The organism is Paenibacillus sp. PvP094, assembly GCF_040546835.1.
In the GTDB taxonomy this organism is placed as follows: domain Bacteria; phylum Bacillota; class Bacilli; order Paenibacillales; family Paenibacillaceae; genus Paenibacillus; species Paenibacillus illinoisensis.
In genome coordinates, this window is record NZ_JBEPOM010000001.1 from 1,612,959 (window position 1) to 1,626,609 (window position 13,651).

A 13,651-nucleotide genomic window follows, 5' to 3' on the forward strand; every position below is an offset into this window, starting at 1 on the left:
TCACGCCATCTCCCCCTGTTGGTAAGTTTAGGATTGATCATGTTCTATTTCGGATTCAGATGGACACTGCAATTGTATAATTCGCAGGCCCAGGATCCAGCTTTCTTTTCAAGCCGGGTAATCGAGGTATTGGACAACTTCGTACTGACATCAAGCGCAGGCACCAATCCTCGGAGGGTATTACGCAGAATGGCCCCATGACTGACCACAATCACTTTCCCATCAGGATGCTCTTTGCATATATCCTCGATCGCAGCACTGCCGCGCATCGTCCCAGCTTCTGCAGCTTCCCGTCCCAGCTCAAGAGTGCTCCATTCTGGGCCCCATTTGGCTATACGTTCTGCCTCAGTTGTTCCTTCCACCTGACCGCCGCCCATCTCACGCAGCCTTGGGTCCAGATGAATCTCACTTATACCCAGCCGTTCACTGATAATCTTCGCCGTCTCATGTGCACGCCCCAGATCGCTGGCATAGATGGCATCCCACGATTCAGAACTCAGCCTTTCCGCAAGCAAAACCGCCTGTTCTCTCCCTTCCTGATCCAGCGGATTATCCGTCTGTCCCTGAGACCGTTTCTCCTTATTCCAAGCTGTGCTTCCGTGACGTATTAATGCAAACTGTGTCATAGTGTCCCTCTCTTTGTTCTATAGTAAGGTTAATCATGCCGCTGATCATCCGTGTCTAACTCATCCGCGGTAAAATGTCTGCGTTCTTTTGGTTTGGCAAACTTGCTGCCGTTGTATACTGCTGACCCATTTCTTGGTATGGAAAGGCTGGTCCATGGTGTTTCTTTCAGCATTTTGGCTGCATAAATAATTTGTCCCACATGGTACGGATAATGCGCCAATTGCCGTGTAATAGCCTCCATGACGGTATGACCTTCATTGCGAATGTATATGATCTGTGAGAGTTGTTCCGGCGCAAAAGAACGAATGGCACTCAGCAAGCAGTTCCAGCCCTCTTCCCACTTGCCCAGCAGTTCTTCACGTGTAGAGATGTCATTGACGAATTCCGCATCCCGTTCTCGCCAAGGCTTTTCTCCATCGCTTGTGAGCACATCCGTCCAGCGGGATAACATATTACCCCACAGATGCTTCACAATGACGGCAATGCTGTTGGCATCCTCATGCCATGCCTGAAATAATTGCTCAGTCTCAAGCTGGTCCATAGCCTTCTCTCCGAGCTGCTTATAATACAGAAATTGCTTCTCGGCTGTCTCCAAAAATGCCTGATTCATATTCATATCCAATTGGCCAACACCTTTCTATATCCATAGTGAGTGCAAGGCTTGCTTTATTCGGGAAATACCAGTACGCCTTCTTCATTCGGCGGAAAAGGAATCACTTTTTTCACCGCATCGAGATTAAGCTCTCCATAAATATGAGGAAACAGTTCATTTAACTCATACAGGTCTTCATATACGAGTTCTGGCTTCAATGTTTTTTCATCAATACCCAGCAGCAGAAGATCCGTACGCCCTGCATAATATTGCGCAGCTACCCATGGAATCTGCTCTTTGGTAGAGCAATGAATGAATCCATCCGTTTCCAGACTATCCGGTGCATACACGCTCTCCTTGGATACCTGTTCCCATACCGATTGAGAAATAATGCTGTAGATCATTGCGCCGCCTCCTTATCAATCTCTTCTATGTATCCTGTGTATCATTGCAAGTATTATAGATCATCCCGTATACGGGAGTACAATTTTTGATCCGTGAACACGCCTTTAATCTTCAATTGCTTGCGAAGCAGGCCTTCATACGACATGCCCAGTTTCTCCATGACCCGTGCCGAACCGATGTTGCCAGCATTGCATCTGCCCTCCAGCCGGTTGCAGTCCAGTTCCTGAAAGCAGTAATGGACGATGGGCTGCATCGCTTCAGCAGCAAGCCCTTTATTCCACTCCTTGCTTGCAATGGCATATCCCAAAGAAGCACTCTGCATTAGTTCATTGAAATGAAAGATCCCCCCGCGGCCAATCAGGCGCCCCGTGTCTTTGCGAACAAATCCCCATAGATACACCAATTTATTCTCATAATTGTTCAAGGCCCTTTGGATGTATTGAACGGAGTCATCCACCGTCTCATGGCAGTTCCACAGACTTTGCTCGCTCACTCTTGGGTCGGAGGCAAATGCATAGTAATCCTCCGTATCGTCTAATGTAAGACGTCTGAGCAGCAGCCGTTCTGTTTCAAATTCTGGCGACTCCACGAATAACTTTTCAACGTTCATACAAACTCCTCCTATTGCTTAGGAAATAATGGTCTATCACGAACGCAAACAGGATCCCAGCCGTATATCTGATGAGATCTATGGCAAGAAAACCGTGTCCCAAAATCAGGGCACCCAACATGGTTGAACGCACCTCATTGAGCCATGGCATCTGAATCATTTGCGAGAATTCTATTACCCAGCTAAACACGAAGCTCAAAAGGAAAGCCCAAGCCTTACTTCGCCTGATCCAAACCATACGAAATCCGAAATAGATCATGCCTGCCCACAAGGCATCTCCAGCATGGTCATGTAAGAAAACAGGCAGCATATCCCCGTAACGACGGGATGCCAGCCCGGCTGCCATGGTAATGACTACCGCAATAAAATAAATTCGTCTTTCTCTGATCAACATCACCTTCTCCAATGCTTACGATCCATCGGGCCTAACCCGCTTTTCCCTTTTTGTACAACAATTCTATGATCTGCAATTGGTTCTCAGATGGTAACCTGTTTTGTACGTTTCACTTGCCCTTTGTTTCATTTCCTCAAGCCTGATGCTCTTCTGAAACGTCAGCACCGAGATGATCGAAAGAAAAAGATACCTGAAGTAAGCCCAGTCTTTCAGATCCCCATTTGAACTTATAATTGTAGCTTTCATACGGGTCACGTCCTCTCCGTTTTTGTTTCTTGGCCCACGCAGCTAAGCCTCTTATTGCGGTGACTTTGTATTTTTGTATCTAAAAAGGGACGTATATTCTACGCCCCTCTGCTGTCTGTCTCTATGATGTAAAAAGCTAAGTCACTCGCTGGTTTGAAACAAGCTTTATTTTACTGTTACCGGTATCGTCACTTTCTTGTTGTTCCACTTGGCGGTTATGCTCGTTTTGCCTTTACTTACAGCCACCACTTTGCCATTGGTTACGGTAGCTACGCTCGGTTTCGTACTGCTCCAGACTGCATTGTTGGTAACCACCGTTGTCTTGCCTGTATCATACTGCGCCATAACGGTTAGCGTTGTGCTTCCCTGCGGGGATAACACCAGCTTCTTCTGACCTGTAAGCAACTTTTTGAGCAATGGAACAACTGTAACTTCTGTCTTTATTGTCTGATCTTGGTAGGTTCCTGTCAAGGTTGCATTTCCTTCGGTTAGCGTTTTGACCGTCCCATTTTTAACGGTTGCCACTGCATTATTCGAAGAAGTCCAGGTCACCTGTTTCGACAGATTGATTGTTTTCCCGTTGGCATATGTACCAATGACCTTCAGTGCTTTGGATTTCTTGATGTTCAACTGCATTGCAGTAGGAGTAACTTCCACTTTGGTAATAATGTCTGTAATGGCTACAGGCACTTTAACTGTTTCCGAGCCGTATTTACCCTGCAACAGCACCCGGCCAGGGGTATTGCCCTTGATCTTGCCGTTTTCCACGACAGCTGCTGCATTCGAAACGCTCCACACGATCTCGGAGGTGACATCTTCTTCCTTGCCGCTCGCACGTACAATGCTGACTTTTGGCAGTGCACTTTCACTGCCTTTGACAAAACTATAGGATTTGGGCGAAGCCTTGATGCTTTTGATTTTCTCGGAAACCTGGACAACGAGCTGCGCCTTTGCCCCATCGACTTCAACATGAATCGTTGCCTCACCCGCTGCTACTGCCTTTACTTTACCTTTCACAATGGTTGCAACTGCTGCATTACTCGTAGACCACGTAACCCCTGCAGTCACATCCTGCTTGTTATCAAACCCTTCAACTTCTGCCATCACCTTCAGCGCAACCGTCTGTGACACACTTAACTTCTGCGGGCTGCTGTTGGTAATTTCAATGGAGGTCACGTCACCTGTAGCCGCCAGAATGTGTGATGGAGCCAAGATGGCACATACCATGATCAGTGCAAGCATTCCTCGAAGTGTTCGTTTTACTCTTTTCATTGCTACCTTCCATCTCCCATAACCCAATATTTTACTTCTATTATATTATATCGGAGATTGAATGCATAATAATGAATTTTGCAGTGCTAGGATGGTCTAAAGAAGTGGGATTCGACAATTTTCCAATCAACCTTTCTACGAATTAAAGCTCTACGCCGTTTACATTCAAGAAAATAAAAAACAGAACCCATAAAGGGCTCCGTTTCTGTCTTGCTGCCAACTTAACTTATAGTTCAGGCGGTTACTCTTCATCTGGAAGCGGCAAAGTCAAATATTCAGCACCGCCCATGTAAGGCTGAAGGGCCGCCGGAATACGAATGCTTCCATCCTCCTGTTGGTGATTCTCCAAAAGTGGAATGAGGATCCGCGGTGATGCCACTGCGGTATTGTTCAGCGTATGGCAGTAAGCCAGTTTACCTTCGGCATCTCGACAGCGAATGTTCGAACGGCGCGCCTGAAAATCTTGCAGGTTTGACGACGAATGGGTTTCTCCATAAGCGCCCCGGCTCGGCATCCATGTCTCAATATCGTATTGTTTATACGTTTTCTGCGACATGTCTCCAATACACACCGCCACCACACGATAAGGCAGTTCCAGCAACTGCAGCAGCTCTTCAGCATGTCCGGTAATTTCCTGCAGCATACGCTCTGATTCCTCTGCATCCGGTGCACAGAGAATGACCTGTTCGACTTTGGCAAACTGATGCACTCTGTACAGTCCTCGCACATCACGGCCGCCTGACCCGACCTCACTGCGGAAACACGTCGATATACCAGCCAGCTTGATCGGCTTCTGTACATCCACAATCTCATCGGCATAATACGATACGAGTGGTACCTCCGAGGTTCCGACCAGCCACTTGTCCTCCCCTGCCAGCTCATAGACCTGATCACGTCCTGTTGGGAAAAATCCCGTGTTCACAAGTGCATCCTCCCTGACCATGAGAGGCACTTCCATAGGGGTGAACCCATGCCCCAGCAGCAAATCAAGTGCAAGCTGCTGAACAGCCCGGTGCAGAAGCAGCCCTGCCCCTTTCAGCACATAGCTTCGTGTCCCTCCGATCTTCACCCCCCGCGGGATATCAATCAGATCATGAAGCTCCCCGAGCTCCACATGGTCCTTGGCTGTGTACGCGAATGTCGGTGTTTCCCCCACACGTCGCAGCTCCACATTATCCTCGTCCGATGCTCCAAACGGCGTATCTGGTGATACGACATTAGGCACCAGCCATTGCAGCCGGGTCACTTCCTCCTGCACGTCCGCAAGCTTCGCTTCGACCTGTTCCAGCTTCTCATTCAGCTGTTTCACCTGAGTTCTTAATCCTTCGGCCTGTTCACGGTCCCCGGCTTGCATCAATTTTCCGATATCCGCTGATAAGGTGTTCCGCATTCTGCGTCCTTCTTCTGTTTCCTGCAAAAGCGCTCTGCGCTCCTCATCCCGTTCCAGCAATGCACGAATGCTAATATTGATTTTCTTCCCGTCTGCCGCCGCCTGCACTTCATCTGCATGGGCCCGAATCCACTTCATGTCCAACATGGTCACCGTCTCCTTTGGCTAAAAAAATGCAAAGAGCGCCCTCATCCCTTGGGACGAGGAGCGCTCTGCTCGCGGTGCCACCCAACTTGCCGAATCAGGATACCCTGTTCCAGCCTCTTGGTCCGCGATAACGGGCGGTTCCGGTTAACTTGGGGATGGATTCGCTCCCCTGGCGATAACGCCTCCGAGTTGGATGCTCTTCAACGGCATGGTTCCGATCTGTAATTGTTGTGTCTCAGTATATACGAACCATGAACCACTATGCAAGTCCTACCAAATCCTTACACATGCTGTTATGATAGACTTGTTTGCACTCGGACGTATGAGCCAAAGTAAGCTGACCTTAAATTGTACATAGGTATAGAAGGAGTTCTCCATGAAAAAATTGTTATGGATCGGCTGCCTGTCCTATTTTCTTATCGGACTTGCACACGTGGTCCTCGGTTCCATTCTGCCTGTCGCACTAGAACATTATGGCAAAGATTACAGTCAGGGAGGAACACTGATCTTTGCCCAATTTGCCGGATTCCTGGGCGGTGTACTGTTATCCCCTCCGTTAAATCGTCGCTTTGGCAAACGCGGCGGGTTACTTATCGCTGCAGCTCTGCTATGCATTGCAGAGTTATCCTATATGCTGCTGCCTCCATGGGGTCTCATGTTCATCATTGCACCCGCAGCCGGTTTCGGATTCGGCATGATTGAAGCCGTAATCGGTACGATCATCATTGCCGCCATCAAAGAAAATACCGCAGTTGCGATGAGCAAGCTTGAAGTATTATTCGGAATCGGAGCCATGGTCATGCCGCTGATCGCCAGCGGTCTGATCTCGGCAGGGTACTGGCGCATGTCCTTCCTCGTCGTTGCCGTCTGTTCAGCACTGACATTCCTCTTCTGGGCCAGAATGTCATTCGGGGAGCTGGATCATGCACTCAGCAGGCGCCAGCCAGATGCCGCTGCTGGACACATCCATGCGGTGGAAGCTTCTGATGGTGTGTCTCCTTCAGACCGTGACACTACCAGTTCAATCTATCGAGGCCGTAATCTGGCCCTGATGATCTTATTCGTTGTATTTTTCTTTCTCTATGTCGGCACGGAGATGAGTCTTGCCAACTTCATGCCTGCCATTCTGATTGAAAAAATGAACATGAAGGAAGCTGGAGCAGCACTTAGTGTTACCTGCTTTTGGATCGCGATGTCTGTTGGAAGACTCTTCGCCGGATATATCGCTGAAAAGTTCCAGTATCGCGTGTACATTTTGTACAGCTGTCTGGCAGCTGTGCTGCTAATGGCCATTTTCCCGTTTACCAACCAGATCTGGTCTGCTTTTCTAATTATTCTCCTGCTTGGGCTGGCTTTTTCAGGGGTTTTCTCCATTGCTCTCGTTTTTGCCAGCAAAATGCTGCCAGGAACAGAAGAGTCTACACCCAGTATCCTGATTGCATCTGGCGGAGTCGGCGGCGCCATTCTGCCTCTGCTTACCGGTTGGAGTCTGGATCATCTGGACATCAATCAATCCACATGGATGCTTGCGCTATTTTCTGCAGGTCTGCTTGTAATCAGCTTGGTTGCTTATCAGTGGCAGAGCAGACAACATGTAGGTTCCGTTTGATTACCGTCTTGCAAATCGTATTAAAATCACCAATTAAGCTATAATGTAAAGAGGTTCCGCAGCGCATGCTTCGGAGCCCTTTTTGCTTCAATTATCGCACTGTAGATTGAAACTCTTGCCGTTCAATGGTCTACATCATGATTGCCCAGGAAATAGTTTGCGGCAGGTTTTTTCATTTCTGGAGTAAAAAATATTAGCATTAATTTATGAATTACATTCAGCAGGTTTACTAAGCTTCATTGTTGATCAAGGGAGCTACCACTTCTTTCCCTTTAATAAATGTACGGAATACATAGCGAACAAGGGGCCCAATAATGAGAAGCTGCAGCGGAAGGGCCAGGCTAAAGTTACGAGTGATGGTGTGAAGATAGGTTTCGAGGAGCGATTTACCCACCAACTGATTCGCAAAATAAGACGTGACCATACCATACAAGGACATGATCAAAACCATGCCAACAACCATGCAGCAAGACATGGCCACAATACCGAGAAGCTTGTTGGACTTGTCAAACGGCAGTGAAAAAGCAACTTTCTGGGCTACCGGACCGACAACAAAGGATTCCACTAGGAAAGCAATAGCAAAACACAAAACAAACTGAAACAGTAATTCAAGCGGGGATAATCTACCGATTAATCCGTTGTAAATCAGGTTGAAGGACATCATCACGATGACCATTCCTGTACACATCATCAAGCCAAAATAAATATGTTCTTTCTTCGTGGTTGGCAACTCTCTCTCATCCTCTCTGTTTACTCTGCCAATTATAAAGATCGCGAATATCTCCACATAAGTGAACATTCTGTGAATTTGATTTAAATCATATTTGACAACTCGGAATTAGGAATCTATCATATCCCTTAATATGTAAGAAACGATTTTCTGAACTTGGGAGGTTTTCATGATGGGTTTTCAAAAACGTATTGACCACATCGGCATTGCTGTACGTGATCTGGAGACAACACTGCGTTTCTATACGGAGATTGTAGGACTGGAATTGAAAGATCGGGTAACCCACACGAATGGTGTTATTCAGCTCGCTTTCCTTGGCTTCCATGGTAGTGATGAAACGGAGATTGAATTGATTCAGGGATACAGCGATAAACTGCCTTCCGAAGGAACGGTGCACCATTTCGCTATCCACGTGGAGGACCTTGATGCGGAATATAAGCGTATCCAGGCGACGGAGGCCGAGTTTATTGACGGGGAGATCGTTACGCTGCCCAACGGCTATCGCTATTTCTTCATCTATGGACCGGAGAAAGAATGGATTGAGTTCTTCCAGCGTTAAACCATGTACCGTTTAAGGAATATTCAATTCCAGGAACCCGTGGGTATAATGTGACCTGTCACGCATTATTCCCCCCTATATTCAAGGAGTTCGCCATGAAAAGACTGATGCAAATGATCGCCGCTATTACTGTCATATGGGCATTATGCTACACCGTATATTTTTCAATTCTAGTAGGAGAATCTTTACTCGTGACTTTAAGCAACAAACCACTCCCCCAATCCACAGTCCTGGTTCAAGAGACAACCCTATCCATTCCTGCGGAGTATTTCGAGTATACTTGGAAAAACAATACGAAATATAACGAATTTTCAGCAATCGATGTGCCAACCTCCCCTGTAAATGTACCTGCCGGTTCAACGCTCTTCATAACCTTCGATCAGACTCCTACAGAAATTACATTTATTGAACAGGGGATTGCGTTAAACAGTTGGATCAGACTAGATCATTCTCATCATACAATCGAAGCACCTGATACTCCTGGAATATATACCTATTTGTACAGTGCAAGTTGGTTTGAAGGCAGCGTTAGTTACGTGATCAAAATCAAAGTTCAGTAAATCAAACATGTACCCGTCTGCCTTCAAACAAAGATCGAGTCCGATCTGCTTATCCTTTCTGATATTTGATACATTCCCACAGGCAAATCACCCTTGGCTATTCCATCCAGTTCCTGACTGGACACATCCCGGCCTCTGGCCTATAATTACACCTAGTAATGCCTGTAACTTCATAGTTTCCCAGGGGAGTCGGAATTGGCCGGCTGAGAGTGTATCCCATCAAGATACTAACCCTTAGACCTGATCTGGATCATGCCAGCGTAGGAATCGGAGTATATCGAATTGGCCCAGCCATGTGCTGCAGCCACCTCTCTAACGCCTGCACGCGTCCCGGATTACGGGGCGCTTTTTTTGATGGTATCTTTTTGACACAAAAAGTACGTCATCCGGATCATAGCTGGTATAAATCGAAGGATTTATGCACCATGCTTGGATATGAAGCCAAGGAGTACCCCGCGCCACTGGCCGGACCATATGAAGGAGAGAAAAACAAGATGAGATGGCGTAAAATGATCGGACTCCTGCTCTTGTGTGTGACACTGGTCACCGTCGCTGCATGCGGCAGCAAGGAAGCAGCGCCTGCAGGACAGAACGGCAGCAGCACCACTGAAAACAGCAGCGAAGGTGACAGCGCAGCATTGAAGGATGTTAAGGTCGTGCTCGACTGGACACCCAATACGAATCATACCGGGCTTTATGCCGCCGTGGATCAAGGATTTTACCAGGCAGAAGGCTTGAATGTCGAGATTGTGCAGCCGGGAGCCGGCGGTGCGGATACGATGGTAGCCTCAAACGAAGTTCCTTTTGGGGTAAGTTATCAGGAGAGTGTAACACAGGCCCGTACACAGAACGTTCCGCTCGTCTCCATTGCAGCAGTCATTCAGCATAATACGTCTGGATTCGCCGCTCCGGTGGATCGAAACATTAAATCACCCAAGGATTTCGAAGGCAAATCCTATGGCGGCTGGGGATCACCGGTTGAAGAAGCGGTTATGCAATCCATAATGGAAGGCGAAGGCGCCGATGTGTCCAAAGTGAAGAATATCAATATGGGCGACACCGACTTTTTTACCGCAGTGAAACGGGACATTGATTTTGCATGGATTTTCTATGCCTGGACCGGCATTGAAGCCGAGCTGCGCGGTGAACCCCTCGACATGCTGTATGTGAAGGATTATTCCGATGCGCTGGACTATTACACGCCTGTACTCGTGACGAACGAGCAGACCATTCAGAATGACCCGGAGCTGGTGAAGGCGTTTATGAAGGCTACTTCCGAAGGGTATCAATATGCGATTGATCATCCCGAAGAAGCGGCAGACATTTTAATCAAGGCTGTACCTGATCTCGATAAGGACCTTGTGGTGGCAAGTCAGAAATGGCTGAGCCCGAAATACAAGGATGACGCTCCGCGCTGGGGTGAGCAAAAACAGGAAGTGTGGCAGAACTACACGGACTGGATGTTTAGCAAAAAACTGCTTGATGAGCAGATCGACGTATCCCAAGCCTATACGAACGAATTTCTACCCCAATAAAGTTGAATCGAAAGGAGCCGTGATTACTCATGGCAAGCACACTGCTTAGCATTCAAGTGATTCCCAAAACGCCGAATGGCGAAAATTCTTATCCTTATGTAGATCGGGCCATCGAAGTGATTCAGCAATCTGGCTTGAAATATCAGGTTAATGCGCTCGACACCACGATGGAAGGTGAACTGGAGGAACTGCTGGAAGTTGTCCGTAAAATGCATGAGGTGCTCGTGGAGGCTGGCAGTCCAAGCATCATCTCCCAGATCAAAATCGCCCACAGCCCGAACGGCTTCAGCATGGATACCCTGACGGAGAAATATCGCTAATGCATACGTACTTCAAAAGTGTATGGCCGCCCATTGTGGCGGTTATTCTCTTTATAGCCATATGGCAGGGCGCCGTTTCCCTGTTTCATATTGAGAAATGGATGCTGCCCGCACCTTCGGACATCGCGCACGAAGCCGCTTCCCAAGCAGAACGCCTAGGCATGCATGCCTGGGCGACCATTCAACTTACATTAGTTGGCTTCGCCGCTGGCACGCTGGTTGGGCTGCTGATCGCCATGGTACTGCATCTGATTCCATTTCTGAAATCTGCCCTGTATCCTTTACTTATCCTTAGTCAAAATATACCGACCATTGCGCTCGCTCCGCTCCTGCTGATCTGGTTCGGATTCGGACTGCTGCCCAAACTTATTACCATCATCCTGGTCTGCTTCTTTCCCGTTGCCGTCGCTGCCATGGATGGCCTGACACGTACGGATGCCGCCATGATGAATTACATGCGCATGGCGGGAGCGAGACGCGGCCCAATTTTCTGGAAGCTGGAGCTCCCGCACGCACTGCCTTCCATCTTCTCCGGTGTCAAGATTGCTGCTACTTACAGCGTTATGGGTGCCATTATTGCTGAATGGATCGGAGCCGACAAAGGGATCGGATATTACATGATGCTTCAGAAGTCCGCTTACCGGACAGATCGTCTATTCGTTGCGATTATGATTATTGTCGCGCTCAGCCTGCTGCTCTTCCTGTTCATTGCCCTGCTGGAGAAGCTGCTCGTTCGCTGGCGACCACAGAAGCGCTGAAATCGCAGCAGAAGCACTATACAAGGTTAGGAAGTGAATGTGAGATGACACTCAAATATAACGAACAGGCACCTCCTGCACCAGGCGGAAGCGCCGGAATTTCAACTCGAGAAGAATCACTCCGCACTGCTGCTTCTACCGCTACCTCCGATTCGGGTAAGCAGAGCCTGCCTGCACTGGAAGTACAGGACGTCCATGCTTCCTTCCGGGAACGACGGAACAAGCTGTCAGTCCTGAACGGATTATCCCTGACCGTAGAGCAGGGCGAATTCGTAGCGATCGTTGGGCCTTCCGGATGCGGCAAGAGTACGTTGTTCCATATCATTGGCGGGTTGTTGAAACCCCAAACAGGCCAGGTTCTCATGAACGGACAGAATGTTACCGGGCAGCGGGGCAAAATCAGCTATATGCCGCAGCAGCCCGCTCTCTTTCCTTGGCGTACCATTGAAGACAACGTGCTGCTTGCCGGGGAAGTGTCAGCACATACGCCACCCAAGGCAGAAGCGCTTGCGGAAGCACGGAAGTGGCTTTCCAGCGTCGGTTTGGGCGGGTTTGAACAGGCATATCCGCACATGTTATCGGGCGGTATGCAGCAGCGGGTAGCCTTTTTACGTGCCCTGCTCAGTCCGCAGGAACTGATGCTGCTGGATGAGCCCTTCAGCGCCCTCGATGCGTTGACACGCAGTGACATGCAGCGATGGCTGCTCGATATATGGGAACAAAACCGCCGATCCGTACTGTTTATCACCCACAATATCGAAGAGGCACTGCTGCTTGCGGATCGAATCTATGTGTTATCCAACCGACCTGCGACCGTGCTGCATGAGGTACATGTCCCTTTTGATCGTCCAAGACGTGAAGAAATAACGGAAGAGAAGGCTTTCCTCGAACGCAAACGGCAGATTTCGGAGTGGATGAAAGAAGAACAGAAAAAAGCCCGGCTAACTCCATAGCACGGGTTTTTCGTTATATTTTTCCAAAACGGTGATCCGCATTCATCATATTCACGTATCAACCTTCAAAAGATAATAGATGACTAGGAGGGGCTACTTCATGCATTCCCAAGCTTTTGCACCACTGATTGATGCTCATATCCATTTTGACAAATATACCGTGGAGGAACAGCAGCATATGCTGCAATCTTTCCCGGATCAACAGGTTGAGGCTGTCATCGCCGTTTCCATGAATATCACCTCGGCACAGGATAATCTGGAGCTGGCGAGACAGAATCCCCGATTCATCTATCCGGCTTTTGGCTTCCATCCTGAACAGCCCCTGCCATCGGTGCAGGATCAGAACCTGTTCTTCGACTGGATTGAAAAGCATATCGAACAAGCGGTAGCCATCGGGGAAGTTGGACTGCCCTACTACAATCGCCAGGAAGCAGAACAGGCAGGACTTGCTTTTGATCAGAGTGGATATATTGAGCTGCTCGAACGCTTTATTCAACTCGCCAAGCGGCATAACAAACCCGTCGTGCTTCATGCCGTTTACGAGGATGCCGATATCGTATGCGACTTGCTGGAACAATATCAAGTCAGACGCGCCCATTTCCACTGGTTCAAGGGTTCCCGTCAAACCGTGCGGCGGATGGCGGATAACGGGTACTTCATCTCCTTCACGCCAGACATTCAGTATGAAGAGGAGATTCGTGAGCTGGCAAGACAATATCCATCTGAACAGGTCATGGCAGAGACGGACGGGCCCTGGCCTTTCGAAGGGCCGTTTCAGGGGCGAATGACACATCCCGCGATGACGAGACAGGTGATTCAGGCCTGGAGCGAGATCACGGGCATGGGAACCGAGCGGGCAGCACGCCTCTTTTACCAGAACTCGAAGCGGTTCTACCGTTTACCTTAATGTACAGCACAGATAGACGACAAAAGGGTCAGCCGGA

16 protein-coding genes and 1 riboswitch are annotated in these 13,651 nt (G+C 48.6%); of the genes, 8 read left to right on the top strand and 8 right to left on the bottom strand.

Annotated elements, in window-relative coordinates:
* Positions 1-44: 44 nt before the first annotated feature.
* The 7 genes from ABIC22_RS07435 to serS form a co-directional block, all read right to left on the bottom strand.
* A complete protein-coding gene (locus ABIC22_RS07435; RefSeq protein WP_354479789.1) occupies positions 45-626 on the bottom strand; it encodes a histidine phosphatase family protein in 582 nt (193 codons plus the stop codon).
* Positions 627-655: 29 nt separating this feature from the next.
* Positions 656-1,243 carry a DUF1572 family protein gene (locus ABIC22_RS07440; protein ID WP_354485893.1) on the bottom strand — a complete coding sequence of 196 codons (588 nt, stop codon included), beginning with the start codon at positions 1,241-1,243 and terminating at the stop codon, positions 656-658.
* Positions 1,244-1,293: 50 nt separating this feature from the next.
* On the bottom strand, positions 1,294-1,623 hold the full coding sequence (locus tag ABIC22_RS07445) for a DUF952 domain-containing protein (protein ID WP_127539142.1): 330 nt from the start codon (positions 1,621-1,623) through the stop codon (positions 1,294-1,296).
* A 53-nt stretch (positions 1,624-1,676) separates the two neighbouring features.
* Complete coding sequence (locus ABIC22_RS07450; RefSeq protein WP_354479792.1) at positions 1,677-2,234, bottom strand: GNAT family N-acetyltransferase; 558 nt, start codon at positions 2,232-2,234, stop codon at positions 1,677-1,679.
* Complete coding sequence (locus ABIC22_RS07455) at positions 2,224-2,628, bottom strand: ribosomal maturation YjgA family protein (protein ID WP_354479795.1); 405 nt, start codon at positions 2,626-2,628, stop codon at positions 2,224-2,226. The genes ABIC22_RS07450 and ABIC22_RS07455 overlap by 11 nt, the downstream gene beginning before the upstream one ends.
* Positions 2,629-3,039: 411 nt before the next feature.
* Positions 3,040-4,146, bottom strand: a complete 1,107-nt coding sequence (locus tag ABIC22_RS07460) for an Ig-like domain-containing protein (protein WP_354479797.1) — start codon at positions 4,144-4,146, stop codon at positions 3,040-3,042.
* A gap of 241 nt (positions 4,147-4,387) precedes the next feature.
* Positions 4,388-5,683, bottom strand: coding sequence for a serine--tRNA ligase (gene serS, locus ABIC22_RS07465; protein WP_354479800.1), 1,296 nt, complete (start codon positions 5,681-5,683; stop codon positions 4,388-4,390).
* A 376-nt stretch (positions 5,684-6,059) separates the two neighbouring features.
* On the opposite strand from serS, the gene ABIC22_RS07470 reads away from it, so the two are divergent.
* Positions 6,060-7,292, top strand: a complete 1,233-nt coding sequence (locus tag ABIC22_RS07470) for an MFS transporter (RefSeq protein ID WP_354479803.1) — start codon at positions 6,060-6,062, stop codon at positions 7,290-7,292.
* Positions 7,293-7,521: 229 nt separating this feature from the next.
* Here the strand turns inward: ABIC22_RS07470 and ABIC22_RS07475 are convergent, their stop codons facing one another.
* Positions 7,522-8,022, bottom strand: coding sequence for a DUF2798 domain-containing protein (locus ABIC22_RS07475; RefSeq protein WP_354479805.1), 501 nt, complete (start codon positions 8,020-8,022; stop codon positions 7,522-7,524).
* A gap of 172 nt (positions 8,023-8,194) precedes the next feature.
* Between ABIC22_RS07475 and ABIC22_RS07480 the strand changes: the two genes are divergently transcribed.
* From ABIC22_RS07480 to ABIC22_RS07510, 7 genes are all read left to right on the top strand, one after another.
* Positions 8,195-8,581, top strand: coding sequence for a VOC family protein (locus ABIC22_RS07480; protein ID WP_354485895.1), 387 nt, complete (start codon positions 8,195-8,197; stop codon positions 8,579-8,581).
* 95 nt (positions 8,582-8,676) lie between these two features.
* Entirely contained in the window at positions 8,677-9,141 is a 465-nt protein-coding gene (locus ABIC22_RS07485) for a hypothetical protein (RefSeq protein WP_354479808.1), read from the top strand.
* A gap of 172 nt (positions 9,142-9,313) precedes the next feature.
* A riboswitch (TPP riboswitch) is annotated at positions 9,314-9,426 on the top strand.
* A gap of 209 nt (positions 9,427-9,635) precedes the next feature.
* A complete protein-coding gene (locus ABIC22_RS07490) occupies positions 9,636-10,676 on the top strand; it encodes an ABC transporter substrate-binding protein (protein ID WP_354485897.1) in 1,041 nt (346 codons plus the stop codon).
* 29 nt (positions 10,677-10,705) lie between these two features.
* Entirely contained in the window at positions 10,706-10,996 is a 291-nt protein-coding gene (locus ABIC22_RS07495; RefSeq protein WP_354479811.1) for a thiamine-binding protein, read from the top strand.
* On the top strand, positions 10,996-11,754 hold the full coding sequence (locus ABIC22_RS07500; RefSeq protein ID WP_127539134.1) for an ABC transporter permease: 759 nt from the start codon (positions 10,996-10,998) through the stop codon (positions 11,752-11,754). Before ABIC22_RS07495 ends, ABIC22_RS07500 begins: the two co-directional genes overlap by 1 nt.
* Before the next feature lie 44 nt (positions 11,755-11,798).
* Positions 11,799-12,707: an ABC transporter ATP-binding protein gene (locus tag ABIC22_RS07505; protein WP_246058501.1), complete on the top strand. Its 909-nt coding sequence runs from the start codon at positions 11,799-11,801 to the stop codon at positions 12,705-12,707.
* A gap of 100 nt (positions 12,708-12,807) precedes the next feature.
* Positions 12,808-13,614, top strand: coding sequence for a TatD family hydrolase (locus tag ABIC22_RS07510; protein ID WP_354479815.1), 807 nt, complete (start codon positions 12,808-12,810; stop codon positions 13,612-13,614).
* The last annotated feature ends 37 nt before the right edge of the window (positions 13,615-13,651 follow it).

What these genes read in the sequence shown, in the direction of transcription:
- ABIC22_RS07490 (WP_354485897.1), top strand. Translation starts at nt 9,636, where the DNA reads ATGAGATGGCGTAAAATGATCGGACTCCTGCTCTTGTGTGTGACACTG.
- ABIC22_RS07510 (WP_354479815.1), top strand. Translation starts at nt 12,808, where the DNA reads ATGCATTCCCAAGCTTTTGCACCACTGATTGATGCTCATATCCATTTT.
- ABIC22_RS07460 (WP_354479797.1), bottom strand. Translation starts at nt 4,146, where the DNA reads ATGAAAAGAGTAAAACGAACACTTCGAGGAATGCTTGCACTGATCATG.
- ABIC22_RS07435 (WP_354479789.1), bottom strand. Translation starts at nt 626, where the DNA reads ATGACACAGTTTGCATTAATACGTCACGGAAGCACAGCTTGGAATAAG.
- ABIC22_RS07500 (WP_127539134.1), top strand. Translation starts at nt 10,996, where the DNA reads ATGCATACGTACTTCAAAAGTGTATGGCCGCCCATTGTGGCGGTTATT.
- ABIC22_RS07470 (WP_354479803.1), top strand. Translation starts at nt 6,060, where the DNA reads ATGAAAAAATTGTTATGGATCGGCTGCCTGTCCTATTTTCTTATCGGA.
- ABIC22_RS07445 (WP_127539142.1), bottom strand. Translation starts at nt 1,623, where the DNA reads ATGATCTACAGCATTATTTCTCAATCGGTATGGGAACAGGTATCCAAG.
- ABIC22_RS07455 (WP_354479795.1), bottom strand. Translation starts at nt 2,628, where the DNA reads ATGTTGATCAGAGAAAGACGAATTTATTTTATTGCGGTAGTCATTACC.
- ABIC22_RS07505 (WP_246058501.1), top strand. Translation starts at nt 11,799, where the DNA reads ATGACACTCAAATATAACGAACAGGCACCTCCTGCACCAGGCGGAAGC.
- ABIC22_RS07480 (WP_354485895.1), top strand. Translation starts at nt 8,195, where the DNA reads ATGGGTTTTCAAAAACGTATTGACCACATCGGCATTGCTGTACGTGAT.
- ABIC22_RS07485 (WP_354479808.1), top strand. Translation starts at nt 8,677, where the DNA reads ATGAAAAGACTGATGCAAATGATCGCCGCTATTACTGTCATATGGGCA.
- ABIC22_RS07495 (WP_354479811.1), top strand. Translation starts at nt 10,706, where the DNA reads ATGGCAAGCACACTGCTTAGCATTCAAGTGATTCCCAAAACGCCGAAT.
- ABIC22_RS07450 (WP_354479792.1), bottom strand. Translation starts at nt 2,234, where the DNA reads ATGAACGTTGAAAAGTTATTCGTGGAGTCGCCAGAATTTGAAACAGAA.
- ABIC22_RS07440 (WP_354485893.1), bottom strand. Translation starts at nt 1,243, where the DNA reads ATGAATATGAATCAGGCATTTTTGGAGACAGCCGAGAAGCAATTTCTG.
- serS (WP_354479800.1), bottom strand. Translation starts at nt 5,683, where the DNA reads ATGTTGGACATGAAGTGGATTCGGGCCCATGCAGATGAAGTGCAGGCG.